The organism is Streptomyces sp. NPDC023481 (genome assembly GCF_055560195.1).
Genome location: NZ_JBVHJE010000011.1, coordinates 120,421 through 142,923, shown reverse-complemented (window position 1 = coordinate 142,923; position 22,503 = coordinate 120,421). Strand labels below are relative to the sequence as shown.

Here is a 22,503-nt window from a genome sequence, read left to right as displayed (position 1 = left end):
ACATCCGGCCCGGACGGTGTCCATCACACCCGGAAGATGTCCAGAAAACTGCTCCAGAAGCCCTTCTTCCTGGCCGGTTCCTGACGCGCGGCGGCGGCCGGGGCCGTGGGCAGCGGCTGCTCCGGCGCGGTGACGGTGCGGTTCTGCAGCGCGGCGGCCATGCGGGTGGCCGGGGTCGGGCTGAAGGCCACGGGCAGGGCGACGAGGGCCCGGTGGAACGGCCCGGGCCGCCATTCCAGCTCCTTCTCGTGGACCGCGAGCGTCAGGTCCGGCAGCGCGTTGAGGATCTTCTCGATCGCGGTGACGGCGATGACCTGCGCCGGGTCCTTGGCCGGGCAGGCGTGCGGGCCGGCTCCCCAGGCCAGGTGGGCGCCCTTGCTGTGCATCCGGCGCGCCTCGGCCAGCGCGGGGTCGGTGTTGGCGGCGGCGAAGCTGATCACGACCGGCGTGTTGGCCTGCGCCACCACTCCCCCGAGGTCGACGTCCTGGACGGGATAGTGGGTGGCGTAGTTGGCGATCGGCGTCTGGTTCCACAGCACGTGATCGATCGCCTCCTCGATCAGCAGACCGGAGTCGCGGCCGCTGGTGTCGGGCGACAGCAGCAGGAGCAGGGCGTTGCCGATGAGGTTGCGCTCGGGTTCCACGCCGGCGCCCATCAGCATGACCAGCTGGTCCTTGAGTTCCTCGTCGGTGAGTCCGGCGGGGTGCTGGATGAGCCAGGAGGTGACGTCGTCGCCGGGCCGGCGGCGCTTGAGCGCGATCAACTGCATGAGGCAGCCGGTGAGTTCCTCGTTCGCGCGCAGGGCGTCCTGGCCGTCGAAGATCGCCGACATGGCGCTGGTGAGGGTGTCGCCGATGTCCGCCGGGCAGCCGAAGAGCTTGTTGAACAGCAGCAGCGGCAGCAGTTTGGCGTAGTCGTTGAGGAGGTCGGCGCGGCCCCGCTCGCTGAACTGGTCGATGAGGTAGTCGGCGAGGGGTTCGACGTCCCGGCGGATCCGGGTGATGTTGAGCCGGGCCAGGCTGTCCGTGACGGCCTTGCGCAGCCGCAGGTGCACGGCACCGTCGGTGAACAGGCAGTTCGGCCGGTACGCCATCATCGGCAGCACCGGGTTGTCCAGCGCGATGTGCCCCTCGTTCAGGGCCTTCCAGCGGCGGGCGTCCCGGGCGAAGAGGGTGGAGTTCTGCAGCACGCGCAGGGCCGTCTCGTGGCCGACGACCAGGGTGGCGTCGACCCCGGGTGCGAGTTCGACCGGCCCGGCGGGACCGTGGGCGCGCAGCCGGTCGTAGACCTGGTGGGGGTCGGCGGCGAACGCGGTGTCGTGCATGGGGCATCTGCCGCCGGCGGGGGCGGGGGCTGACTGGCGGTCCATGGGGTTCCTTCTGGGGGCTCCGGGCCGGGGGTCCGGGGGATGGGGTCAGCGGGATGGGGGTGCCCGCGGGATTGGAGGTCGGGGGATGGGGGTGTCAGGCGGCTCGGGTGAGCAGATGGCGTACGAGCGCGATCAGCGCGTGGGCGGAGGAGTGCCGGTCGCGGGCGTCGCAGTAGACGACGGGTGTGTCCGGGAGCAGGTCGAGGGCCTCGCGCACCTCGGCCTCCTCGTAGGCCGTGCCCGGTGTGAAGCTGTTGACGGCGATGGCGTATTCGAGGCCGTACCGCTCGACGAGGTCGATGACAGGGAAGGTCTCCTCCAGCCGGGCGGGGTCGACCAGGAGCAGCGCGCCCAGCGCGCCGCGCGCCATGTCCTCCCACAGCTGCATGAACCGCTGCTGGCCGGGGGTGCCGAACAGGTACAGCACGAGGTCGTCGCTGAGCGTCAGCCGGCCGAAGTCCAGGGCCACGGTGGTGGTGGACTTGTCGGTCACGCCCCTGAGGTCGTCCACGTGGAGCGACGCCTGGGTCATCTTCTCCTCGGTGCGCAGCGGGGTGATCTCCGACAGCGAGCCGATGAAGGTCGTCTTGCCGACGGCGAAGTGCCCGACGACCAGGATCTTGGCGGCGTTGGTCACCGCGCTGGAGACGTATATGGATCCGGGGGCCGTCTCAGCCGATGAGGGATTGGAGTCCATTCAGAACCTTTTCCAGGGTCGCTCTGTCAACGTTCTGAGCCCGGGGCGGCTCGGCGCGGCGCAGCAGGTGGCCCTGCTCCGATAAATCGGTCAGCAGCAGCCGGGCCACCCCCACCGGCAGCCCCAGGTGGCCGGCCACCTCGGCGACCGAAAGGTAGCCGCCCGCGCACAGCTTCCAGATCGCCATCACCTCGGGGCCGGCTCCCAGCGGGGGTGTGCGGTCGGGAGCCAGGGTGACCAGGGTGTGCAGCGCCAGGTCGTCCGCGGCCGGCAGGGTCCGGCCGCCGGTGATGACGTAGGAGCGGACGAAGTCGCTGGTGACGGACGCTTCCTCGCGGGGGGACGTCATGCGCCCACGCCGTTGTCCGAGCGCGGCGCCACACTCATCGCCTTGCTCAGGGCGGAAACCGTCTTCTGCATGCGGAAGGACATGGCCTCCATGTCGACGTCCGGCGCGGCGGAGACGGCGAGGTAGGAGCCCTGGCCGGCCGCGATCAGGAAGATCCAGCCGCCGTCGTACTCCAGCAGCGTCTGCTTCCAGATCCCGTGTCCCGCTCCCACGAACCCGGCGACGGCCCGGCTGAGCGACTGCATGGAGCTCATCGCGGCGGCGTTGGTCTCGGCATCGTCCCGTGCGATGTCGTCGGAGCGCTGCAGCAGCAGGCCGTCGCCCGAGACGAGGATCGCGTGCCGGGCTCCGCGTACCTCGAGTACGTCGTTCAGCACCCAGGACAGGTCGATGTTCACTTGTTGTCAGGTCCTTCCGTGGTGTTCGTGGTGCGCCCGAGTTGAGTTCCACGCGCGAACGCCCCGAGCCGCGACGCCGTCACCTCGCCGGCCGGCTCGGACGGCGCCTGCTGACCGCCGGTGTCGAGGGACGGGACCACGGTGACGGGGCCACCGCGCCGCCGGCGTTTGGGCAGGCCTCCCGAGGTCGTCCCCACCACGTGCGAGGGCCCCACGACCGGGACCGGCGCCAGTCGCTGGGGGGCCTCCCGGCCCTCGTCGTCCTGGTCGTCGGCCGCGGGGGACGGCGCGTCGGCCGCGAGCAGGCTTTCGGGCACACGGATCACTGCACGCACTCCGCCGTAGGGGGACACGGAACCGACGGAGACGGCGAAGCCGTAGCGGGCGGCGAGCATGCCGCACACGGCGAAGCCGAACCGCGGCGGGTCGCCGAGACCGGTGATGTCGACGGGACCGTCGACCGACAGCAGCGCCGCCGCCCGGTCCTTGGTCTCCTGGTCCATGCCGAGTCCGGCGTCGTCCACGATGAAGCACAGCCCGGTCGGTACGGCCTGGATGTTGACCTCGACGGGGGTGCCGGGCGCGCTGTAGTTGGTCGCGTTGTCCAGCAGCTCGGCCAGGACGACGGCCACCGGTTCGACCGCCTTGCCGACGAGGGAGACGTTGACCTGGGAGTGGACACCGACCCGGTCGAAGTCCTTGATCCTGCCCTGGGCGCTGCGCGCGACGTCGTACACCGTGGCGGCGCGTTCGCGGCGGCCCAGCCAGCCGCCGCACAGCACGGAGATGCCCTTGGCGCGGCGGCTGAACTGGCTTCCGGTGTGGTCGACCGTCATCAGGTCGGCCAGCACCTCGGTGGTGTCACCGTACTTCTTCAGCAGGCTGTCCAGGAGGACCTGCTGTTCCTCGGCGAGCGACTGGAGCGTTCCCATCGCCGACTTCAGCACCGCCTTGGTCGCGGCCTCCGCGTCCGCCCGTACATCCGCGAGGTCCCGCTGGTGCTGTGCGGTCAGCCCGCTGATGTGCGCGTGGAGCCGACCGGCGTCGCCGCGGGCCGCCCCCAGCTCGGTTTCCAGGTCCTTCCTCGTTCTTCGGAGCGCCATGTTGGTTCTCCGGGCCCGCAACACTGCGACGACCGCAGCGACGAGCACCACAATCAAGATCCACAGCAGTGGATCCTGGGTCAATGACGTCATGAGACTCTCTTCAAGTCGCATCGCGCCAGGAGCGTGAGTGGCGCGACGGTGCCTTCGAGACTGTCCCCCCGGACGCGTTGGTGACACGCCGTCAGCCCATTGAAAAGTGGGATGATCTTATCAGTCACACAGGCACAACCGGCTTGCCCAGAGCCTCAATTGAGACGTCACCAAACCCACACGGCACCGCAACCCGCCCGTCGTACGACGGCTGCCGCCGGGAGGGTCAGGCGGGCCACACGCCCGTCGCCAGGAACGAGTCGAGCGCTGCCGCGTACGGCGCGATGTCCAGGCCCTGCTCCGCGAGCCACGCGTCCGAGTAGTACTTGTCCAGGTACCGGTCGCCCGGGTCGCACAGCAGGGTGACGACGCTGCCGGTACGCCCCTCGGTCACCATCTCGGCGACGATCTTCAGCGCGCTCCACAGGCCGGTGCCCGTGGAGCCGCCCGCCTTGCGGCCGATGGCCCCCTCCAGCGCCCGTACGGCGGCGACGCTGGCCGCGTCCGGAACCTTCATCATCCGGTCGATCGCGCCGGGCACGAAGCTGGGCTCCATGCGCGGCCGGCCGATGCCCTCGATCCGGGAGCCGCAGTCGCAGGTGACGTCCGGGTCGCCGCCGGTCCAGCCCTCGAAGAAACAGGAGTTCTCGGGGTCGGCGACACAGATGCGGGTGTCGTACTGCATGTAGTGGACGTAGCGCGCGAGGGTCGCCGAGGTGCCGCCGGTCCCGGCCGTCGCGACGATCCAGGTCGGCTCCGGGAAGCGCTCCAGCTGCAACTGCCGGAAGATCGACTCGGCGATGTTGTTGTTGCCGCGCCAGTCCGTGGCCCGCTCGGCGTAGGTGAACTGGTCCATGTAGTGGCCGCCGGTCTCCACCGCGAGGCGGGCGGACTCCTCGTACATCTTCCGGGAGTCGTCCACGAAGTGGCACCGTCCGCCGTGGAACTCGATCAGGCGGATCTTCTCGGCGCTCGTCGTGCGCGGCATGACCGCGATGAAGGGCACGCCGATCAGTTTCGCGAAGTAGGCCTCGGATACGGCCGTCGAGCCGCTGGACGCCTCGATCACCGGGCGGTCCGGGCGGATCCAGCCATTGCAGAGGCCGTACAGGAACAGGGAACGGGCGAGCCGGTGCTTGAGGCTACCGGTGGGGTGGGTGGACTCGTCCTTCAGATAGAGGTCGATGCCCCAGCGCTCGGGCAGCGGGAAGCGCAGCAGGTGCGTGTCGGCCGACCGGTTGGCGTCCGCCTGGACCTTGCGGACGGCCTCTTTCAGCCAGACTCGGTAGGCGGCGTCACTGCGGTCGACGTCGAGGGTGGCGCCGGTGGTGGGCCGGGAAGTGGTGCTCACGGCGGGGCTCCTTACGCTGATCGCCGACGGCGCCTCACGCGGGCCGGCAGATCGAGCATAGGCAGCTTTCAGACGGCTTCCCACCTGCATAAACGCATCTTTGAGCCACCCAAAGACACCCTGGGGCACGCGCGTGCGAGCCACCGGGGGCGCACGGGCGCGCGCGCTTCGGACGACTGTCGCACGGGCCCCGTGCGTACTGGTGCTCCACGCGGTGGCGGGGCAGACTGCACGCGACGGGACCACCGTCCCGGACGGGGGCGCACAGGGAACCGAACGGGAACACCGTAAGGGGGCGGCGAGAGATGGCGGAGCCGGAGTTCACGGCGAACGGCGTGCGCATCGGCAAACGCCTGCGTTCGCTCACCCGGGCCGGACAGGTCCGGATCAGCGACGGCAGGCTGCAGTTGCTCACCAGCTACGGCAGCGAGATCGACAGCGCGCCGGTGCAGGCGGTGCGCGCGTCCAAGCCGTGGTTCGTGCCGGAGGACCGGGCGCTGGCCGACGTCAACGGCACGCGGTACCTGCTGACGCTGGGCGAGCACGACCCCGCGCCCGGGCAGCCGGGGCCGCCGGCCGCACGGCGGTTCGTCGAGGCGGTGCGCCGGGCGGCGGGACGCGGCGGCTGAGGCCGTACGCCGCGTACGGAGCGCGGCGGCCGGTCGCGGCGAGTTGCGGGAGCGCACCCGCTGCGTCACGCTGGTCTCACGTCACTCTGGGTTTACCGGCGATAACGCTGCGAACCAGCCCGCCGGCCACGACAGCAGGCGGACGTTTGGACGCAAGCACCCTGCTGGATCCGTTGTTCTCCGTGTTCTTCCGGTTCCTCCGGACCTCACATCGGGGAGTCGCAGCCGTGATCAGTCACCCAAGCAGGCACTGCACGGTGGAGCTCCAAGCCCTGCCGTCGCGGATCGGCCAGGTCCGCAGAATCGTATCTGCGCAGTTGCGCTACTGGCATCTGGACCCGTTGATCGACCGGGCCGCGCTCGGTGTGACGGAGCTGCTGAGCAACGTCCACCGGCACGCCAGGCCCGACAAGTCGTGCACCGTCGAGCTGGAGCTGCTGCCCGACCGGCTCACCGTCTCGGTCCGCGACCACGACCCGCGTCTGCCGGTACCGGCCGACGCGCCCGACCCGGCGGACACGACCCCGCTGGCCACCTGCGGGCGGGGCCTGGCGATGGTGGCCGCGGTCAGCGAGAGCTGGGGCGCGCGGCCGGACGGAGAGAACGGCAAGGTGGTCTGGTTCACCCTGCCGGCCAAGACCGGCCCAGGCGCTTGTCCGGCCAGGCCGCCCCGGGGGGCGAACGCGAACCTTCCGGCATCGGTGCGAGCGGGCTCCGGGGCGGGGGTTTCGGTGCCGGCGGCCGGAGCGGGGAGGACGGGTTCGGCCCGCAGTGGGGCGTCGGCACCGGCGGGGAGCGGGGCTTCGGTACCTGTCGGGGCGGGGAGTTCGGTAACGGCTGGGGCGGGCAGTGCTGTTCCGGCGGGCGCGGCGGCTTCCGTTGCGGCTGGCGCCGGGAGTTCGGTACCGGCCGGCGCGGCGGCTTCCGTTGCGGCTGGCGCCGGGAGTTCGGTACCGGCCGGCGCGGCGCCTGTGGCGCGGCCGGTGTCCCCCGGTACCGGTACACCCCCTCCCGCCAGGCCGGCCGTTCGCAACTGAGCCAGCAGCAACACGCTGGCCGACGGCAGTAGTTGGACCCCCTGGACCCCATGGCAAGGGGCCCGGGGCGTTCGCGTTCCGCGCCGGCGGCCCCGAGTACGTCCAGCCGAGCCGGACGTAGCCTGCGACGACCGCCTCCCCGCCTGCTCGCCTCCCGGCAGCGCCAACCAGCTCCGGAGTATGTGGAGTTGGCCTCCTCCACGGCGACAGGCGCGCGCCCGGCAGTGGTGACCACGCCCCCGGCACCAAAGACGCCCCCACCCCGCCCCGCAGGGCTACGCCGCGCCCGCGAGTGCCCCCAGTGGGTCGTCCAGTACCGGCTGCCAGGCCAGTTCCGCCGCGCCGACCAGGCTGTTGTGGTCCAGGGTGCAGGGCAGGATGGGGACGCCGCCGCTCTGGCCCCACAGGCTGCGGTCGGCGACCACCGCGCGCAGCCGGGCCGGGTCGGCGTCCAGCAGGGTGCGGTGCAGGCCGCCGAGGATGATGCGGTCGGGGTTGAGGATGTTGACCAGACCGGCCAGACCGAGGCCCAGGCGGTCGATGAGGGCTTCGGCGGCGGCGCGGACGGCCGGATCGTCGTACTGGTTGCGCAGCAGGTCGTCGGCCTGCTGGAGCAGCGACACCTCGGGGCCGGGCTCGCGGCCCGCCTCCACGAGCAGCGCCAGCGGGTCCGCCTCGACGTCCAGGCAGCCACGGCTGCCGCAGTGACAGGGGCGGCCCTCCGGGTTGACGGTGAGGTGGCCGACCTCCAGCGCGAGCCCCGAACTGCCGGTGTGCAGGCGGCCGTCGAGGACGAGCGCGCCGCCGACCCCCCGGTGCCCGGTGGCCACGCACAGCAGGTCCCGCGCGCCACGCCCGGCGCCGTGCCGGTGTTCGGCGAGCGCGACCAGGTTGACGTCGTTGGCCGCGAACGCGGGTCCCTCGATGCCGGCGGCGCGTACGCACTCCGCGAAGATCTCGCGGACGGGGGCGCCGACGGGCCAGGCCACGTGCAGCGGGTTGAGGGCCAGCCCGTCGGGTTCGGCGACGGCGGACGGCACGGCGAGTCCGGCGCCGACACAGCGCCGGCCGGTGGTGCGCAGCAGGTCGGCACCCGCCTCGACCACCGAGCCGAGCACCTTCGCCGGGTCGGCCTCGACGGTCTCGCAGCCGGGGGCGGTCGCCACGATCCGCCCGCCGAGGCCGACCAGCGCGGCCCGGAAACCGTCGGCGTGGATCTGCGCCGCGAGGGCGACGGGCCCGTCCTCGGCGACCTGGAGCCGGTGCGAGGGGCGTCCCTGGGAGCCGGCCGCCGCGCCGGGCCGTGCGTCCACCCGGATCAGGCCCAGCGCCTCCAGCTCGGCGGCCACCGCGCCGGCCGTCGCGCGGGTGACGCCGAGTTCGGCGGTGAGCACGGCCCGGGTCGGTGCCCGGCCGGTGTGCACCAGCTCCAGCGCGGGTCCGAGCGCGCCGCGCCCCCGGTCCAGCCGGGCCCGTGAGGTGGTCCTCTCCCCCGTTGTCCGGGGATCCGCCTTGCCGCTCATGAGGGCGAGTCTCCCATGATCCGCACCCGGTGTGGCCTGCGCCGCCGGCTACAGGCCGCTGACCCTCAGGGTGATGTTCAGCCGTCCGGCGAGGCCCAGCCGGGCCGGTGCCGTGCCCGGGCGGACGCGGGGCACGCCGTGGTAGGCGAACCGGGACGGGCCGCCGAAGACGAACAGGTCACCGCTGCGCAGCTCGACGTCGGTGTACGGCTGCCCTCGTGTGCCGGTGTTGCCGAAGCGGAACACGCATGTGTCGCCGAGGCTGAGCGAGACGACGGGCGCGTCCGCCTTCTCGTCGGCGTCGCGGTGCATGCCCATCCGGGCGTCGCCGTCGTAGAAGTTGATCAGTGCGATGTCGTACGGCGCGGCCGGTACGGCGTCCGGGCCGAGCGCGTCGGTCACCGCGCGGCGGCCCAGTCGGCCGAGCCAGTCCGGGAAGGGCTTCACCGGGCTGCCGTCGCCGTCGGCGACGGTGCGGGCGTAGGCGTACGGGTACCAGTGCCAGCCCAGGCAGACCTGCCGGGCGGTCATGGTGCCGCCGCCCGGGGTGCGGACCGTGCGCAGCCCGGCGGGCGGCCGGGCCCAGTCCCGGCAGGCGGTGAGCAGGGCGCGCTGCCGTTCGCCGTCCAGCCAGTCCGGGACGTGCACGGCGCCCGGCGCGACCTCCGCGCGCTCCCTCGCGAACAGCTCGTCCTCCATGCCCCCATCCTGCCCCACGGGGTCTGATCTGCGGCTCGGTTAGCCTGGACGCACGATGAGCGACCGTATGACGACACCGTGGGGCGAGGTCGAGCTGACCCGCTTCCCCGAGGACCCGCGCGACCCGCTGCGCGCCTGGGACGCCTCCGACGCGTACCTGCTGCGCCACCTGGACGAGGAGAAGGTGCCGCTCACGGGCACGGTCGTGGTGGTCGGGGACCGCTGGGGTGCGCTGGTCACCGCGCTGGCGGAGCACCGGCCGGTGCAGATCACCGACTCCTTCCTCGGTCAGGAGGCGACCCGGGCGAACCTGGCGCGGGCCGGCGTGGAGCCGGGTGCGGTGCGGCTGCTCACCACGCAGGACCCGCCGCCGGAGCGGGTGGACGTGCTGCTGGTGCGGGTGCCGAAGAGCCTGGCCCTGCTGGAGGACCAGCTGCTGCGGCTGGCGCCCGCCGTGCACGCGGACACGGTCGTGGTCGGCACCGGCATGGTGAAGGAGATCCACACCTCCACGCTGCACCTGTTCGAGCGGATCCTCGGGCCGACCCGGACCTCGCTGGCCCGGCAGAAGGCCCGGCTGATCCTCTGCTCCCCCGATCCGGCGCTGGAGCGGCCCGCGAACCCCTGGCCGTACCGCTACGCGCTGCCGGACGGTGTCGGCGCGGTGTCGGGGCGCACGGTGGTCAATCACGCGGGCGTTTTCTGCGCCGACCGGCTGGACATCGGGACCCGTTTCCTCCTGCGGCACCTGCCCGGTCCCGGGGCCGGACGCGTGGTGGACCTCGGCTGCGGCAACGGTGTGGTGGGTACGGCGGTGGCGCTGGCGGATCCGGCGGCCGAGGTGCTGTTCGTGGACGAGTCGTTCCAGGCGGTGGCCTCGGCGGAGGCGACGTACAAGGCGAACGGGGTGCCGGGGCACGCCGAGTTCCGGGTCGGGGACGGGCTGGCCGGGGTGGCTCCCGGCAGTGTGGACCTGGTGCTGAACAATCCGCCGTTCCACTCCCACCAGGCGACGACCGACGCCACGGCGTGGCGGATGTTCACCGGGGCGAAGCGCGCGCTGCGGGCGGGCGGCGAGCTGTGGGTGATCGGCAACCGCCACCTCGGCTACCACGTGAAGCTGCGGCGGTTGTTCGGCAACAGCGAACTGGTGGCGTCGGACCCGAAGTTCGTGGTGTTGCGGGCCGTCAAGAAGGGCTGATCAGCCCCCCGCCCGGGACAGCACCCCGATGATCCGCCGTACCTCGCGGGCCATTGCCTCCCGTCCGACGGCGAGGTACCGGCGCGAGTCGACGGCTTCCGGACGGGCGGCGAGGAACTCCCTGATGGCGCCGGTCATGGCCGCGTTGAGCGCCGTGCCGACGTTGACCTTGGTGATGCCGTCGCCGACGGCCGCGACGAGCCCGTCGTCCGGTACCCCTGAGGAGCCGTGCAGGACGAGCGGCACGGACAGGGCGGCGGACAGCCGTTTCAGCAGGCCGAGGTCGAGCACGGCGGTGCGGGTGGTCATGGCGTGCACGCTGCCGACGGCGACGGCCAGGGCGTCGACGCCGGTGCCGGCCACGAAGTCCCGGGCCCTGACCGGGTCGGTGCGGGCGCCGGGCGCGTGCGCGTCCAGCGGGGGACGGCCGTCCTTGCCGCCGATCTCCCCCAACTCGGCCTCGATCCAGAGTCCTTGGGAGTGCGCCCAGTCGGCGGCGGCGCGGGTCGCGGTGAGGTTGTCGGCGTACGGCAGGCGGGCCGCGTCGTACATCACGGAGCTGAACCCGGCGTCGGGCGCCTGACGCAGCAGGTCGTCGCTCTGCACGTGGTCGAGGTGCAACGCGACCGGTACGGCCGCCCGTTCGGCGGCGGCGACGGCGGCGCGGGCCAGGGGAAGGAGCCGCCCGTAGCGGAACCTGACGGCGTTCTCGCTGACTTGGAGGACGACCGGGGAAGCGGCGGTCTCGGCGCCGGCGATGACGGCCTCGATGTGTTCCAGGGTGATGACGTTGAACGCGGCGACGGCGGAGCGGGCGGCGGCGGCCCGGGTGATCAGCTCGCCGGTGGACGCGAGGGGCACGTGGGGTGTCCTTCCGGGACGGGTCCGGCGGGTTTCAGGGAGTGAGGATCACCGAGCGGGTGAGGTGGCGCGGGCGGTCGGGGTCGAGGCCCCGGGCGGCGGCGACGGCGACCGCCAGCCGCTGTATGCGGACGAGTTCGGCGAGCGGGTCGAGTGCGCCCTGGATCCAGCGCCCGCCGGTGGCGCGGACCTGTTCCGCGAGCCCGTCGGGCGCGGGGCCGAGCATCCAGGTGGCCGTGCCGGCGGTGGTGACGCTGATCGGGCCGTGCCGGTACTCCATCGCCGGGTAGGCCTCGGTCCAGGACAGGGAGGCCTCGCGCATCTTCAGGCCGGCCTCCTGGGCGAGTCCGACGGTCCAGCCGCGCCCGAGGAAGGTGAACTGCGCGCAGTCCACGAGGCCTTCGGGCAGCGGGGTGGCGAGGGCGGTGCGCGCGTCGGCGACGACCGTGTCGGTGTGCAGGCCGAGGTGGGCGCGCAGCAGGGTGAACGCGGTGGTAGCGAACCGGGTCTGGACGACGGAGTTTTCGTCGGCGAAGTCCAGGACGACGAGGTCGTCGGCGGCCGACCTGACCGGGGTGCCGGGGTCGGCGGTGACGGCGGTGGTGCGGGTGCGTCCGCTCAACCGGCCGAGGAGGTCCAGCACTTCGGTCGTGGTGCCGGAGCGGGTGAGGGCGAGGACCCGGTCGTACGACCGCCCATGCGGGAACTCGGAGGCGGCGAACGCGTCCGTCTCACCCTGGCCGGCGCCCTCGCGCAGCGCGGCCACCGCCTGGGCCATGAAGTACGAGGTCCCGCACCCGACGACGGCGATCCGCTCCCCCGGCCGCGGCAGCGCGTCCCGGTGCCGCCCCGCCTGCTCGGCCGCCCGTGTCCAGCACGTGGGCTGGCTGTTCAGCTCGTTCTCGACATGGGTCATCGCCCACACCCTCCCCTGAGTGATTGTTCTTGCAAGATAGGGCGATCTTTCGAGCACAATCAAGCATGCGGACGCGAAAGACGGGTGCGTTAGGGTCGCCGGAGAACGATCGGAACGGAGGCCACGCATGTCCCGGGACGCCCGCTGGAAGGCGCTGCTGGAACTGCTCGTCGAGCGCGGCCGGCTGGAGGTCGAGGAGGCGGCGGCCGAGCTGGCGGTGTCGGCGGCCACGATCCGCCGCGACCTCGACCAGCTCGCCGAGCAGCAGATGCTGGTCCGCACCCGGGGCGGGGCGGTGGTGCACGGGGTGTCGTACGAACTCCCGCTGCGCTACAAGACGGCCCGGCGCGCCCCGGAGAAGCAGCGCATCGCCAAGGCGGTGGCCGAACTCCTCGCGCCGGGGGAGGCGGTGGGGCTGACCGGCGGTACGACCACCACGGAGGTGGCCCGCGCGCTGGCCGTGCGCGGCGACCTCGGCACCGGCTCACCGGCGCTGACCGTGGTCACCAACGCGCTGAACATCGCCAACGAGCTGGCCGTGCGCCCCCAGTTCAAGATCGTGGTGACGGGCGGGGTGGCGCGGGCGCAGTCGTACGAGCTGATCGGGCCGCTCGCGGACGGGGTGCTGAGCCAGATCACGCTCGACGTGGCCGTGCTCGGTGTCGTCGGCTTCGACGTCACGCACGGGGCGGCGGCGCACGACGAGGCGGAGGCCGCGATCAACCGGCTGCTGTGCGAGCGCGCCGAGCGGGTGGTGGTGGCCGCCGACTCCAGCAAGCTGGGCCGGCGGGCGTTCGCCCGGATCTGCGGGGCGGAGCTGGTGGACACGCTGGTGACGGACACGGCGGTGGACCGGGAGACGGTGCGGCGGTTCGAGGAGGCCGGCGTCCGGGTGCTGACCGTGTGAGCGCGCCGGCCGGGTCAGAAACGGCCCAGGTCGGCCTTCACGAATCCCGCGCCCCGCTGGTCGTTGCAGCCCGTCACCGTCCGGCCGGCCGGGTCGGGCCAGCTCTGCTGGGCCTGGAGCGCCGCGCTCACCAGCGTCAGCAGCAGATCGACGTCGCTCGCCGCGTCCAGGCGCAGGGTCACCCACTGCGAGCCGGGTACGATCCTGACCACCCCCGAGTCCCTGAGGTCCCTGGCGAACCGGCGGATGGCGCGGTCGGTGAGCCGCAGGTCCACATCCCGCTCGGAGTGGAAGTGGACGACCTCGCCGTGGAGCGAACTCACCGCCCGTCCCAGTCCGCAGCTCGGGACGGCCCGTCTCAGGTCCGGCCAGGTCGCCAGTTGCGCGAACGCGCGCGAGGCCAACGTCATGGGCCCATCATGACGCGCTCATCCGCGCGCAACCAGCTCGTGAGCGAGCATTAACCGACCTGTATCCACCACGGGCCTCGGGATCCGCACAGGAATCCCTCTGTCGAGCGCGGTTCACGGGGGCGACCGCTCGGCCCCGATTCTCCGTTGACTGCGGCCGAACGGCCGTGCGACGGTGAGGAAGCGCTCGTCCGGAGCATCCCGGGGAACTGGAGGCAGACCGCTGTGACCTTCGGAAACGATGACTCACGCCAGGCCATGGACCGTAGCCTGACCGTGGATCAGGTGGAGTTGTTCGAGAAGGAGTTCGCCGCCCGGCCGGTGAACCGGCTGATGCAGAACGCGGTCACCCAGACGCGCGTGGACGACGTGGCCCTGGACCGGCGGGTGCTCACCGGCATCGACCACTCGGTCTCCCACCACCTGGACGACTGGAAGGCAACCAACCAGAAGCAGAGCGGCCGGTGCTGGATGTTCGCCGGGCTCAACCTGCTCCGGGTGGGAGCCGCCCGGAAGCTGGGTGTGAAGGACTTCGAGTTCTCCCAGAACTACCTGCTGTGGTGGGACAAGTTCGAGCGCGCGAACCACTTCCTTGAAGCGATCATCGAGACCTCCGGCCGGGAGGTCGGCGACCGCACGGTGGCGCACCTGCTGACCGATCCGATCGGTGACGGCGGGCAGTGGAACATGTTCGTGGCCCTGGTCGCCAAGCACGGTCTGGTGCCCAAGTCGGCCATGCCGGAGACCCACAGCTCCTCCGCGACCCGGGACATGAACCGGGACCTGCAGACCCTGCTCCGCCAGGGCGCCCGCGACCTGCGCGGCCTGGCCGCCGAGGGGGCCGAGGCCCAGCGGGCGCGCAAGCGCGAGGTGCTGGCCGCCGTCCACCGGGTGCTCAGCATCCACCTCGGCACGCCTCCGCAGCGGTTCCTGTGGCAGTGGGAGGACAAGGACAAGGAGTTCCACCGCGACGGCTGGCTCACCCCGGCGGAGTTCGCCGCCGCGTACGTGCAGCTCCCCCTGGAGGAGTACGTCTGTCTGGTGCACGACCCGCGCGAGTCCAGCCCGGTCGGCCGTACGTTCACCGTCGAGTACCTGGGCAATGTCGTGGACGCCCCGCCGGTGGTCTACCTCAATGCGCCGATCGAGCTGCTGAAGCGGCTGGCCATGGAGACGGTCGTCGGCGGCGAGCCGGTGTGGTTCGGCTGCGACGTGGCCAAGATGATGCGTCCGGACGCCGGCGTCTGGGACGCCGCCCTGTACGACTACGCGGCGGTCTACGACGCCCCCTTCACCCTGGACAAGGCCGACCGGCTGCTGCACCACGACACGCAGATGACCCACGCCATGCTGTTCACGGGCGTCGACGTGGTGGACGGGAGCCCGCGCCGCTGGCGGGTGGAGAACAGCTGGGGCGAGGAGAAGGCCGACAAGGGTTTCTGGACCATGAACGACTCGTGGTTCGGCGAGCATGTCTTCGAGATCGCGGTCCGGCGCTCGGCGCTGCCGCCGGAGCTGGCCGCCGCCCTCGACGAGCCGCCGATCGTCCTCCCGGCCTGGGACCCCATGGGTGCGCTCGCGGACTGAGCGTTTCCGCGAGGAAGGAGAGAGCCCCGTGGAGACTGCCGAGTTCCTCGAGACCTTGGACCGCGAGGGTCGGTTGCTGGCGGCGGCCGCCGCCGCGGCGGGGACCGGTGCCAAGGTGCCGACGTGCCCGGAGTGGCAGGTGCGGGACCTGGTACGGCACACCGGGTCGGTGCACCGGTGGGCCGCCGCCTTCGTCGCCGAGGGGCACACCGCGCCCCGGCCCATGAGCGACCCGCCGGAGCTGGACGGTGCCGAGCTGGTGGACTGGTACCGGGACAGCCACCGGCTGCTGGTGGACACCCTGGCCGCCGCACCCGCCGACGTGCGGTGCTGGACGTTCCATCCCGCGCCCAACCCCTCGCCGCTGGCCTTCTGGACCCGGCGGCAGGCGCACGAGACGACCGTGCACCGCTACGACGCCGAGACGGCGCGCGGCGGTACGCCGTCCCCGATCGCCGCCGGCTTCGCGGTGGACGGCATCGACGAACTGCTGCGCGGCTTCCACGCCCGCTCCCGGAGCCGGCTGCGCAGCGAGGAGCCGCGTGTGCTGCGGGTGCGCGCGGTGGACGCGGGGGCGGACGCGGTGTGGACCGTACGGCTGACGACCGCGCCGCCGGTGACCGTGCGGGCGGCACAGGGGCCGGCCGAGACCGAACTGTCGGGGCCCGCCGACCAGTTGTACCTGGCGCTGTGGAACCGTACGGCGGTGCCGCGGGTGACCGGCGACGCGTCGCTCGCGGCGCTGTGGCGGGAGCGCTCCGGGATCTGACGCCCGGCCAGCCGGCGGAGGGTGACGTCAGCCGGCGTCGGACAGCATCCGGGCCAGCACCGCGCGCTGCACCGGCCGGACCTCGCCGTGCAGCGCGCGCCCCTTCGCCGTGAGCACCACCCGCACCCCGCGCCGGTCCTCCGGACACATGGCCCGCTCGACCAGGCCTTCCTTCTCCAGGCGGCCGATGAGCCGGGACAGCGCGCTCTGGCTGAGGTGGACCCGGTCGGAGATGTCCTGCACCCGGTAGGCGGAGCCGCCGTCCCCCGCCGTGCCCTCGGCCAGCAGGTCGAGGACCTCGAAGTCGCTCGCGCACAGGCCGTGGCCGTGCAGCGCCCGGTCCAGTTCGCACTGGGTGCGGGCGTGCAGGGTCAGGATGCCCCGCCACTCCTCCACGAGCGCCTGCTCGGCCTTCTTCGCCGCCATGACGGCACCGTAGCAGAGAAACGATTTCATTGCACCGTAATTAAATGCGCTTGCATTTCATGCGTGTGCATGTAATCTCACCGGCATGACCTCTCCGCTCTCCCCCTCCGCGGCCCCGTCCCCGGCCGGCCGGTGGACCCCTCGGCTGTGGGGCACGCTGCTGGTGCTGTGCGCCGCGATGTTCCTGGACGCACTGGACGTGTCGATGGTCGGCGTCGCCCTGCCGTCCATCGGTGCCGACCTCGGCCTGCCCACGTCGACCCTGCAATGGATCGTCAGCGGCTACATCCTGGGCTACGGCGGCCTGCTCCTCCTCGGCGGCCGGACCGCCGACCTGCTCGGCCGGCGCCAGGTGTTCCTGGTCGCGCTCGGCGTCTTCGCACTGGCCTCGCTGCTCGGCGGACTCGTGGACTCCGGTCCGCTGCTGATCGCCAGCCGCTTCGTCAAGGGCCTGAGCGCGGCCTTCACGGCACCGGCGGGCCTGTCGATCATCACCACGACGTTCCCGGAGGGTCCGCTGCGCAACCGGGCCCTGTCGATCTACACCACCTGCGGCGCCACCGGCTACTCCATGGGCCTGGTCTTCTCCGGGCTGCTCACCGAGGCCAGTTGGCGGTTCACGATGCTGCTGCCGGCGCCGGTCGCGCTGCTGGCCCTGATCGTGGGCATGCGGCTGCTGCCGCGCAGCGAGCGCGAACGCGGCCACGGCGGCTACGACATCCCGGGTGCCGTCCTCGGCACCGCCTCGATGCTGCTGCTGGTCTTCACCGTCGTCCAGGCGCCCGAGGCGGGCTGGGCCTCGGCCCGCACGATCCTGTCCTTCGCCGCCGTCGCCGTCATGCTGGTGGTCTTCGTCCTGGTCGAACGGCGCAGCCCGAGCCCGCTGATCCGGCTCGGGGTACTGCGCTCCGGCCCCCAGGTGCGGGCGCAGCTGGGCGCGTTGACGTTCGTCGGCAGCTACATGGGCTTCCAGTTCCTGGTCACGCTCTCCATGCAGCAGGTGCTCGGCTGGTCGGCGATGCACACCGCGCTGGCGTTCCTGCCGGCGGGGGCGCTGGTGGCGCTCTCCGCGACCAGGGTCGGAGCGGTCATCGACCGGTTCGGTACCGCACGGCTGATCGTGCTCGGCTTCGCGCTGATGGCGCTGGGGTACGCGCTGTTCCTGCGCATCGACCTGCACCCGGCCTACGCGGCCGTGATCCTGCCGACGATGCTGCTGGTCGGCGCGGGCTTCGCCCTGACCTTCCCGTCGCTCAACGTCCAGGCCACCAACGGGGTGGACGAGGACGAGCAGGGCATGGTCTCCGGCCTGCTCAACACCTCGGTACAGGTGGGCGGCGCGATCTTCCTGGCCGTGGTGACGGCGGTGGTGACCGCGCACGCTCCCGACCACGCCTCACCGCAGGCCGTCCTGGACAGCTACCGGCCCGGCCTCGTCGTGGTCACGGTGATCGCGCTCGCCGGCCTGCTGCTGTCGCTCACCGGACTGCGCCGGTCCCGTCCGGAACGCTCCGTCGTGGTCGCCAGGTCCACCGTGCGGCCGGAGACGGAGCGCGTGCCGGTCCGCGACTAGAGGGGCCGCCTCCCACCCTGCGCGCGCCCGGCCGGAGTTGCTTGCTCCGCCGGGCGCACCTCTGTGAAACTGACGGAATGTACGCATACGGGGGCCGCCGGACCAAGGCGGAGCAGGACGCGGCGACGGTCGAGATCGGGTACGCCCTGGCCAGCGCCACGTTCGCGGCGGCGGTACTGTTCGGAGCCGTGGCGGGCCCCGCCCTCCTCTTCGACCTCCCCGGCCCCCTGACCACGGTCCTGCTGCGCCTCGGCACGGTGATCGCACCGGTCGTCTTCGTGGCCCGCGTGATCAGCGTGCTGGTCCGCTTCCGCCAGTCGCCCCAGCCCCACCGGACCGACTCCGACACGTAGCACGAGGGCGCCCAGGCCCTCTCTTTCAATCTTGCCGGCGTCCGAAAGAAAGGACCCAGCCGGGTCGGCTCACGCGACTCCGGCCGGCGTCAGGCGGGTTGCGCCTCGGGCCGACCGGGCCGTGGTCGCGGGTGACGCCGCGCCGCTCCTCCGTCCCGGTCCGGGTGGCCGGTGAGGCGGGCCGCAGCGTACGCGGCTCACGGCCGGCTCAGGCCCACCCCCTCGGCGAGCCGGTCGATCGCGTGGCGGAAGAACGTCTCGCGGTCCTCCACGACCCGGTTGAACTGCCCGAACAGCTCGAAGCCGATCAGCCCGAACAGCTGGGCCCAGGCCGCGACCATCGGTGCGGCCACCTCGGGCGGCAGGTCGGGGGCGAAGTCGGCGGCCATCCGCTCGGCCTCGGGCCGCAGGGCGGCGGGGAGCGGCGGGGCGGTCAGCCCCCCGGGGCCGTGGTGGGCGTCCCGGAGGATGCCGATGAAAGTCAGGGCGACACGGGAAGCGGCCCGGACGGTGGTCCTGGGGGCGGAGTAGCCGGGCACGGGTGAGCCGTAGATCAGCGCGTACTCGTGCGGGTGGGCGAGCGCCCACGCGCGCACCGCCTCGCACACGGCCGTCCAGCAGTCCGGCGGCGCGGCGTCGGACGCGGCGTCCCGGGCCTGTTCCGCCGCCTCGCCGAGGGAGTCGTACGCGTCGATGATCAGGGCGGTCAGCAGGTCGTCCCGGCTGGGGAAGTAGCGGTACAGAGCCGACGAGACCATGCCCAGCTCGCGGGCGACGGCCCGCAGGGAGAGCTTGGCCGCGCCCTCGTCGGCCATCTGTCTGCGCGCCGCGTCCTTGATGGCCGCCGTGACTTCCTGCCTGGCCCGCGCGCGGGCGCCCTGTGCGGTGCTCATGCCGGCAGTGTGCACGCTGGAGAGCGGTGCACACAAGCGAGAGCATCTGAATAAAAGGAGAGCAGTGCTCTTGCGAAGGGATGCCTCTCGCCCCCACACTGGACTCGAAGCGAGAGCACCGCTCTCCCAAGCGCTGGGAGTCGCCATGTCGACACACGTCATCACACCGGGTTGGTTCACCGTCAACGTCTTCAACCGGGTCATGTCCTGGCTCACCCGGCGCGGGATCAGCGTCTGGGGTTCGCGGGAGCTCGCGGTGCGCGGACGCAAGAGCGGGCAGTGGCGCACCACGCCGGTGAACCTGCTGACGGTGGACGGGCAGCAGTACCTGGTCGCCCCGCGCGGCCACGTCCAGTGGACCCGGAACATGCGCGAGGCCGGCGGCGGCGAACTGCGCCTCGGCAGGCACACGGACGTCTTCACCGCCACCGAGGTCGCCGACGACGACAAGGTCCCGCTGCTGCGGGCCTACCTCAGGCGCTGGAAGGTGGAGGTCGGGGCCTTCTTCGACGGCGTCGGCCCCGACTCCTCGGACGCGGACCTGCGCCGGATCGCCCCCGACCACCCGGTCTTCCGCGTCACCGTCACGAGCTGACGGGCTCCTTAGCCGCGACGGCCTGTCCGGCCGGACCCCGGTCCAGCCCGGTCAGCGCGCGCTGGGCGATCGGATGGGAGCGGACGATCTCGCCCAGCGAGGTCGAGCCCTGCGTGATCTCCCGGAACGCCCGCCAGGCGGGGCGGAATCCGGTGAGGGCCGCGTGGAAGAGGCCGGGACGCCTCTCGAACACGCTCAGCAGCCGCCTGCCCACGGCCATCTCGACGCCGAGCCCGGCCTTGACCGCGAACGCGTAGTTTAGGGCCTGGCGCCGGGTGTCCACGGCGTCGTGCGCCTCGGCGATGCGGACCGCCCACTCCCCCGCCAGCCGGCCCGAGCGCAGCGCGAACGAGATGCCCTCGCGGGTCCACGGCTCCAGCAGCCCGGCCGCGTCCCCGCAGACCAGCACCCGGCCCCGGGACAGCGGTGAGTCGTCGGCGCGGCAGCGGGTCAGGTGCCCGGAGGAGAGCGAGGGCTCGAAACCGGCGAGGCCCAGCCGGGCGATGAAGTCCTCCAAGTACCGCTTGGTGGCGGCGCCTTCGCCACGCGCGGAGATCACGCCGACCGTGAGCGTGTCGCCCTTCGGGAACACCCAGCCGTAACTGCCCGGCATCGGCCCCCAGTCGATGAGGACGCGCCCCTTCCAGTCCTCGGCGACCGTCTCCGGAACCGGGATCTCCGCCTCCAGGCCGAGATCCACCTGGTCGAGCTTCACCCCCACGTGCGCCCCTATCCGGCTGGCGCTGCCGTCGGCGCCGACGACCGCGCGGGCCAGCACCGTCTCGCCGCCCTGCAGGACGACGGCGACCGTACGGCGGTCGGGCACGGCCGAGCCGTGCTGCTCGACCCGCTGGACCGTGACGCCCGTCCGCAGCTCGGCGCCCGCCTTCTGGGCGTGCTCGACCAGCTGCTGGTCGAACTCGGCCCGGTTGATCAGCCCGAACAGCGTCTGCTTGGAGCGGCGGGTGCGGGTGAAGCGGCCGTTGTGGGAGAAGGTGACCGCGTGCACCCGGTCCCGGAAGGGCAGCTCGAAGCCGGGCGGCAGCGCGTCGCGCGAGGGGCCGATGATGCCGCCTCCGCATGTCTTGTAGCGGGGCAACGCGGCCTTCTCCAGCACCAGCACGCGCCGTCCCGCGACCGCCGCCGCGTAGGCGGCCGAGGCGCCCGCGGGGCCCGCGCCCACCACGACGACGTCCCACACCCGCTGCACGTCGTCCGCTGAAGAGTTCTCGCCGCTCACGATGGTCTACCGCTCCGATCAAGCCGCTGCCAACTGTCCTGTCGCATCCTACGGCGGCCGTCCGCGCAGGCCGCTGTGGGAGGATCGGTGTACTCACCCCGTACAACGTCGCACCCACGAGGAGCGTGCCCATGCCGTCGAATCCGGTCGCCGAGACCGTCGCCTCGCTGCTGCCCCGGGCCAAGGCGGAGCTGGCCGAACTGGTCGCCTTCCAGTCGGTGGCGGACTTCACGCAGTTCCCGCGGAGCGAGAGCGACGCCGCCGCGGGCTGGGTCGCCGACGCGCTGCGCGCCGAGGGCTTCACCGACATAGCCCTCCTCGACACCCCGGACGGCACGCGGTCGGTGTACGGCTACCTGCCGGGCCCGGAGGGTGCGAAGACGGTCCTGCTCTACGCGCACTACGACGTGCAGCCCCCGCTGGACGAGGCCGGCTGGACCACCCCGCCGTTCGAGCTGACCGAGCGCGACGGCCGCTGGTACGGCCGCGGGACCGCCGACTGCAAGGGCGGCTTCATCATGCACCTGCTCGCGCTGCGCGCCCTCAGGGCGAACGGCGGCGTCCCGGTGCACGTGAAGGTGATCGTGGAGGGCTCGGAGGAGCAGGGCACGGGGGGTCTCGAGCGGTACGCCGAGCAGCACCCCGAGCTGCTGGAGGCGGACACCATCGTCATCGGCGACGCTGGCAACTTCCGGGTCGGCCTGCCGACGGTGACCACCACGCTGCGCGGGATGACCCTGCTCCGGGTGCGGATCGACACCCTGGCGGGCAACCTGCACTCCGGCCAGTTCGGCGGTGCCGCCCCGGACGCGCTGGCCGCGCTGGTCCGGGTGCTGGACTCGCTGCGTGCCGAGGACGGCTCGACCACGGTCGACGGCCTGGACGCCGCGGCCCGGTGGGACGGCCTGGAGTACACCGAGGAGCAGTTCCGCACGGACGCCAAGGTTCTGGACGGGGTCGGGCTGATCGGTGAGGGTTCGGTCGCCGACCGCATCTGGGCCCGCCCGGCGGTCACCGTCCTCGGCATCGACTGCCCGCCGGTCGTCGGGGCCACCCCGTCGGTGCAGTCGAGCGCCCGCGCCCTGATCAGCCTGCGGGTGCCGCCGGGCGTGGACGCGGCGGAGGCCACCAAGCTGCTCCAGTCGCACATCGAGGCGCACACCCCGTGGGGCGCCCGGGTCGCCACCGAGCAGATCGGGCAGGGCCAGCCGTTCCGCGCCGACCCCACCAGCCCCGCCTACCAGGCGATGGCCGACGCGATGGCCGTGGCCTACCCGGGCGAGACCATGCAGTACGCGGGCCAGGGCGGCTCCATCCCGCTGTGCAACACGCTCGCCGGTCTCTACCCGAACGCGGAGATCCTGCTGATCGGCCTGAGCGAGCCGGAGGCGCAGATCCACGCGGTCAACGAGAGCGTGTCCCCCGAGGAGCTGGAGCGGCTGTCGGTCGCCGAGGCGCTGTTCCTGCGCAACTACGCGGCGGGCTGAACCGTTCTGCCCGCGGCAGAGCGCCCTCGCCACCGG

At 72.5% G+C, this 22,503-nt stretch carries 23 protein-coding genes and 1 pseudogene; 10 read left to right on the top strand and 14 right to left on the bottom strand.

The window, feature by feature from the left end:
- Positions 1-23: 23 nt before the first annotated feature.
- The 6 genes from ACZ3ZD_RS22165 to cds1 form a co-directional block, all read right to left on the bottom strand.
- Entirely contained in the window at positions 24-1,370 is a 1,347-nt protein-coding gene (locus ACZ3ZD_RS22165) for a cytochrome P450 family protein (RefSeq protein ID WP_467399924.1), read from the bottom strand.
- A 94-nt stretch (positions 1,371-1,464) separates the two neighbouring features.
- On the bottom strand, positions 1,465-2,067 hold the full coding sequence (locus tag ACZ3ZD_RS22160; RefSeq protein WP_467399923.1) for a GTP-binding protein: 603 nt from the start codon (positions 2,065-2,067) through the stop codon (positions 1,465-1,467).
- Positions 2,042-2,416: a DUF742 domain-containing protein gene (locus tag ACZ3ZD_RS22155; RefSeq protein ID WP_467399921.1), complete on the bottom strand. Its 375-nt coding sequence runs from the start codon at positions 2,414-2,416 to the stop codon at positions 2,042-2,044. Before ACZ3ZD_RS22155 ends, ACZ3ZD_RS22160 begins: the two co-directional genes overlap by 26 nt.
- Entirely contained in the window at positions 2,413-2,814 is a 402-nt protein-coding gene (locus ACZ3ZD_RS22150) for a roadblock/LC7 domain-containing protein (protein WP_189977547.1), read from the bottom strand. Before ACZ3ZD_RS22150 ends, ACZ3ZD_RS22155 begins: the two co-directional genes overlap by 4 nt.
- Positions 2,811-4,010, bottom strand: a complete 1,200-nt coding sequence (locus tag ACZ3ZD_RS22145; RefSeq protein ID WP_467399918.1) for an ATP-binding protein — start codon at positions 4,008-4,010, stop codon at positions 2,811-2,813. Before ACZ3ZD_RS22145 ends, ACZ3ZD_RS22150 begins: the two co-directional genes overlap by 4 nt.
- Before the next feature lie 226 nt (positions 4,011-4,236).
- Positions 4,237-5,361, bottom strand: coding sequence for an L-cysteine desulfhydrase Cds1 (cds1, locus tag ACZ3ZD_RS22140; RefSeq protein WP_467399914.1), 1,125 nt, complete (start codon positions 5,359-5,361; stop codon positions 4,237-4,239).
- A 305-nt stretch (positions 5,362-5,666) separates the two neighbouring features.
- Here cds1 and ACZ3ZD_RS22135 point away from each other — a divergent pair, with 305 nt between their 5' ends.
- The gene (locus ACZ3ZD_RS22135) at positions 5,667-5,990 is read left to right on the top strand and encodes a hypothetical protein (protein WP_467399913.1); all 324 of its coding nucleotides are present in this window, start codon (positions 5,667-5,669) and stop codon (positions 5,988-5,990) included.
- Between the two features lie 227 nt (positions 5,991-6,217).
- Positions 6,218-6,635, top strand: a pseudogene (locus ACZ3ZD_RS22130) (ATP-binding protein); the annotation flags it as partial.
- A gap of 667 nt (positions 6,636-7,302) precedes the next feature.
- On the opposite strand, the gene ACZ3ZD_RS22125 reads toward ACZ3ZD_RS22130, so the two are convergent.
- Together ACZ3ZD_RS22125 and ACZ3ZD_RS22120 are read right to left on the bottom strand one after the other, a co-directional pair.
- Positions 7,303-8,550 carry an ROK family protein gene (locus ACZ3ZD_RS22125; RefSeq protein ID WP_467399909.1) on the bottom strand — a complete coding sequence of 416 codons (1,248 nt, stop codon included), beginning with the start codon at positions 8,548-8,550 and terminating at the stop codon, positions 7,303-7,305.
- A gap of 48 nt (positions 8,551-8,598) precedes the next feature.
- Positions 8,599-9,249, bottom strand: coding sequence for an alpha-ketoglutarate-dependent dioxygenase AlkB family protein (locus tag ACZ3ZD_RS22120; RefSeq protein ID WP_467399907.1), 651 nt, complete (start codon positions 9,247-9,249; stop codon positions 8,599-8,601).
- A 67-nt stretch (positions 9,250-9,316) separates the two neighbouring features.
- Between ACZ3ZD_RS22120 and ACZ3ZD_RS22115 the strand changes: the two genes are divergently transcribed.
- Complete coding sequence (locus ACZ3ZD_RS22115; protein ID WP_467400193.1) at positions 9,317-10,450, top strand: methyltransferase; 1,134 nt, start codon at positions 9,317-9,319, stop codon at positions 10,448-10,450.
- On the opposite strand, the gene ACZ3ZD_RS22110 is transcribed toward ACZ3ZD_RS22115, so the two are convergent.
- Both ACZ3ZD_RS22110 and ACZ3ZD_RS22105 read right to left on the bottom strand, forming a co-directional pair.
- Positions 10,451-11,311 (bottom strand): class II fructose-bisphosphate aldolase, encoded by an 861-nt coding sequence (locus ACZ3ZD_RS22110; RefSeq protein ID WP_467399904.1) that lies wholly within the window; start codon positions 11,309-11,311, stop codon positions 10,451-10,453.
- 34 nt (positions 11,312-11,345) lie between these two features.
- Positions 11,346-12,227, bottom strand: coding sequence for an SIS domain-containing protein (locus ACZ3ZD_RS22105; protein ID WP_467399902.1), 882 nt, complete (start codon positions 12,225-12,227; stop codon positions 11,346-11,348).
- 127 nt (positions 12,228-12,354) lie between these two features.
- Between ACZ3ZD_RS22105 and ACZ3ZD_RS22100 the strand changes: the two genes are divergently transcribed.
- Positions 12,355-13,134, top strand: a complete 780-nt coding sequence (locus tag ACZ3ZD_RS22100; protein WP_467399899.1) for a DeoR/GlpR family DNA-binding transcription regulator — start codon at positions 12,355-12,357, stop codon at positions 13,132-13,134.
- Between the two features lie 14 nt (positions 13,135-13,148).
- On the opposite strand, the gene ACZ3ZD_RS22095 is transcribed toward ACZ3ZD_RS22100, so the two are convergent.
- On the bottom strand, positions 13,149-13,544 hold the full coding sequence (locus ACZ3ZD_RS22095; RefSeq protein WP_467399897.1) for a luciferase domain-containing protein: 396 nt from the start codon (positions 13,542-13,544) through the stop codon (positions 13,149-13,151).
- Positions 13,545-13,802: 258 nt separating this feature from the next.
- On the opposite strand from ACZ3ZD_RS22095, the gene ACZ3ZD_RS22090 reads away from it, so the two are divergent.
- Both ACZ3ZD_RS22090 and ACZ3ZD_RS22085 read left to right on the top strand, forming a co-directional pair.
- Entirely contained in the window at positions 13,803-15,131 is a 1,329-nt protein-coding gene (locus ACZ3ZD_RS22090) for a C1 family peptidase (RefSeq protein WP_467399894.1), read from the top strand.
- 28 nt (positions 15,132-15,159) lie between these two features.
- Positions 15,160-15,900, top strand: coding sequence for a maleylpyruvate isomerase family mycothiol-dependent enzyme (locus ACZ3ZD_RS22085; RefSeq protein ID WP_467399892.1), 741 nt, complete (start codon positions 15,160-15,162; stop codon positions 15,898-15,900).
- A gap of 27 nt (positions 15,901-15,927) precedes the next feature.
- Here ACZ3ZD_RS22085 and ACZ3ZD_RS22080 read toward each other — a convergent pair whose 3' ends face one another.
- The gene (locus tag ACZ3ZD_RS22080) at positions 15,928-16,326 is read right to left on the bottom strand and encodes a MarR family winged helix-turn-helix transcriptional regulator (RefSeq protein WP_467399890.1); all 399 of its coding nucleotides are present in this window, start codon (positions 16,324-16,326) and stop codon (positions 15,928-15,930) included.
- Positions 16,327-16,411: 85 nt separating this feature from the next.
- Here ACZ3ZD_RS22080 and ACZ3ZD_RS22075 point away from each other — a divergent pair, with 85 nt between their 5' ends.
- Positions 16,412-17,899, top strand: coding sequence for an MFS transporter (locus tag ACZ3ZD_RS22075; protein WP_467399888.1), 1,488 nt, complete (start codon positions 16,412-16,414; stop codon positions 17,897-17,899).
- A gap of 77 nt (positions 17,900-17,976) precedes the next feature.
- A complete protein-coding gene (locus ACZ3ZD_RS22070; RefSeq protein ID WP_467399887.1) occupies positions 17,977-18,252 on the top strand; it encodes a DUF6332 family protein in 276 nt (91 codons plus the stop codon).
- Between the two features lie 197 nt (positions 18,253-18,449).
- Here ACZ3ZD_RS22070 and ACZ3ZD_RS22065 read toward each other — a convergent pair whose 3' ends face one another.
- Entirely contained in the window at positions 18,450-19,145 is a 696-nt protein-coding gene (locus ACZ3ZD_RS22065) for a TetR/AcrR family transcriptional regulator (protein ID WP_467399884.1), read from the bottom strand.
- A gap of 145 nt (positions 19,146-19,290) precedes the next feature.
- On the opposite strand from ACZ3ZD_RS22065, the gene ACZ3ZD_RS22060 reads away from it, so the two are divergent.
- A complete protein-coding gene (locus ACZ3ZD_RS22060) occupies positions 19,291-19,740 on the top strand; it encodes a nitroreductase family deazaflavin-dependent oxidoreductase (RefSeq protein WP_467399882.1) in 450 nt (149 codons plus the stop codon).
- On the opposite strand, the gene ACZ3ZD_RS22055 is transcribed toward ACZ3ZD_RS22060, so the two are convergent.
- Positions 19,730-20,980: a geranylgeranyl reductase family protein gene (locus tag ACZ3ZD_RS22055; protein WP_467399879.1), complete on the bottom strand. Its 1,251-nt coding sequence runs from the start codon at positions 20,978-20,980 to the stop codon at positions 19,730-19,732. The genes ACZ3ZD_RS22060 and ACZ3ZD_RS22055 overlap by 11 nt on opposite strands.
- Positions 20,981-21,111: 131 nt before the next feature.
- On the opposite strand from ACZ3ZD_RS22055, the gene ACZ3ZD_RS22050 reads away from it, so the two are divergent.
- The gene (locus ACZ3ZD_RS22050) at positions 21,112-22,467 is read left to right on the top strand and encodes a M20/M25/M40 family metallo-hydrolase (protein WP_467399877.1); all 1,356 of its coding nucleotides are present in this window, start codon (positions 21,112-21,114) and stop codon (positions 22,465-22,467) included.
- The last annotated feature ends 36 nt before the right edge of the window (positions 22,468-22,503 follow it).

What these genes read in the sequence shown, in the direction of transcription:
- ACZ3ZD_RS22165 (WP_467399924.1), bottom strand. Translation starts at nt 1,370, where the DNA reads ATGGACCGCCAGTCAGCCCCCGCCCCCGCCGGCGGCAGATGCCCCATG.
- ACZ3ZD_RS22160 (WP_467399923.1), bottom strand. Translation starts at nt 2,067, where the DNA reads ATGGACTCCAATCCCTCATCGGCTGAGACGGCCCCCGGATCCATATAC.
- ACZ3ZD_RS22155 (WP_467399921.1), bottom strand. Translation starts at nt 2,416, where the DNA reads ATGACGTCCCCCCGCGAGGAAGCGTCCGTCACCAGCGACTTCGTCCGC.
- ACZ3ZD_RS22145 (WP_467399918.1), bottom strand. Translation starts at nt 4,010, where the DNA reads ATGACGTCATTGACCCAGGATCCACTGCTGTGGATCTTGATTGTGGTG.
- ACZ3ZD_RS22135 (WP_467399913.1), top strand. Translation starts at nt 5,667, where the DNA reads ATGGCGGAGCCGGAGTTCACGGCGAACGGCGTGCGCATCGGCAAACGC.
- ACZ3ZD_RS22125 (WP_467399909.1), bottom strand. Translation starts at nt 8,550, where the DNA reads ATGAGCGGCAAGGCGGATCCCCGGACAACGGGGGAGAGGACCACCTCA.
- ACZ3ZD_RS22120 (WP_467399907.1), bottom strand. Translation starts at nt 9,249, where the DNA reads ATGGAGGACGAGCTGTTCGCGAGGGAGCGCGCGGAGGTCGCGCCGGGC.
- ACZ3ZD_RS22115 (WP_467400193.1), top strand. Translation starts at nt 9,317, where the DNA reads ATGACGACACCGTGGGGCGAGGTCGAGCTGACCCGCTTCCCCGAGGAC.
- ACZ3ZD_RS22105 (WP_467399902.1), bottom strand. Translation starts at nt 12,227, where the DNA reads ATGACCCATGTCGAGAACGAGCTGAACAGCCAGCCCACGTGCTGGACA.
- ACZ3ZD_RS22100 (WP_467399899.1), top strand. Translation starts at nt 12,355, where the DNA reads ATGTCCCGGGACGCCCGCTGGAAGGCGCTGCTGGAACTGCTCGTCGAG.
- ACZ3ZD_RS22095 (WP_467399897.1), bottom strand. Translation starts at nt 13,544, where the DNA reads ATGACGTTGGCCTCGCGCGCGTTCGCGCAACTGGCGACCTGGCCGGAC.
- ACZ3ZD_RS22090 (WP_467399894.1), top strand. Translation starts at nt 13,803, where the DNA reads ATGGACCGTAGCCTGACCGTGGATCAGGTGGAGTTGTTCGAGAAGGAG.
- ACZ3ZD_RS22080 (WP_467399890.1), bottom strand. Translation starts at nt 16,326, where the DNA reads ATGGCGGCGAAGAAGGCCGAGCAGGCGCTCGTGGAGGAGTGGCGGGGC.
- ACZ3ZD_RS22075 (WP_467399888.1), top strand. Translation starts at nt 16,412, where the DNA reads ATGACCTCTCCGCTCTCCCCCTCCGCGGCCCCGTCCCCGGCCGGCCGG.
- ACZ3ZD_RS22070 (WP_467399887.1), top strand. Translation starts at nt 17,977, where the DNA reads ATGTACGCATACGGGGGCCGCCGGACCAAGGCGGAGCAGGACGCGGCG.
- ACZ3ZD_RS22065 (WP_467399884.1), bottom strand. Translation starts at nt 19,145, where the DNA reads ATGAGCACCGCACAGGGCGCCCGCGCGCGGGCCAGGCAGGAAGTCACG.
- ACZ3ZD_RS22060 (WP_467399882.1), top strand. Translation starts at nt 19,291, where the DNA reads ATGTCGACACACGTCATCACACCGGGTTGGTTCACCGTCAACGTCTTC.
- ACZ3ZD_RS22050 (WP_467399877.1), top strand. Translation starts at nt 21,112, where the DNA reads ATGCCGTCGAATCCGGTCGCCGAGACCGTCGCCTCGCTGCTGCCCCGG.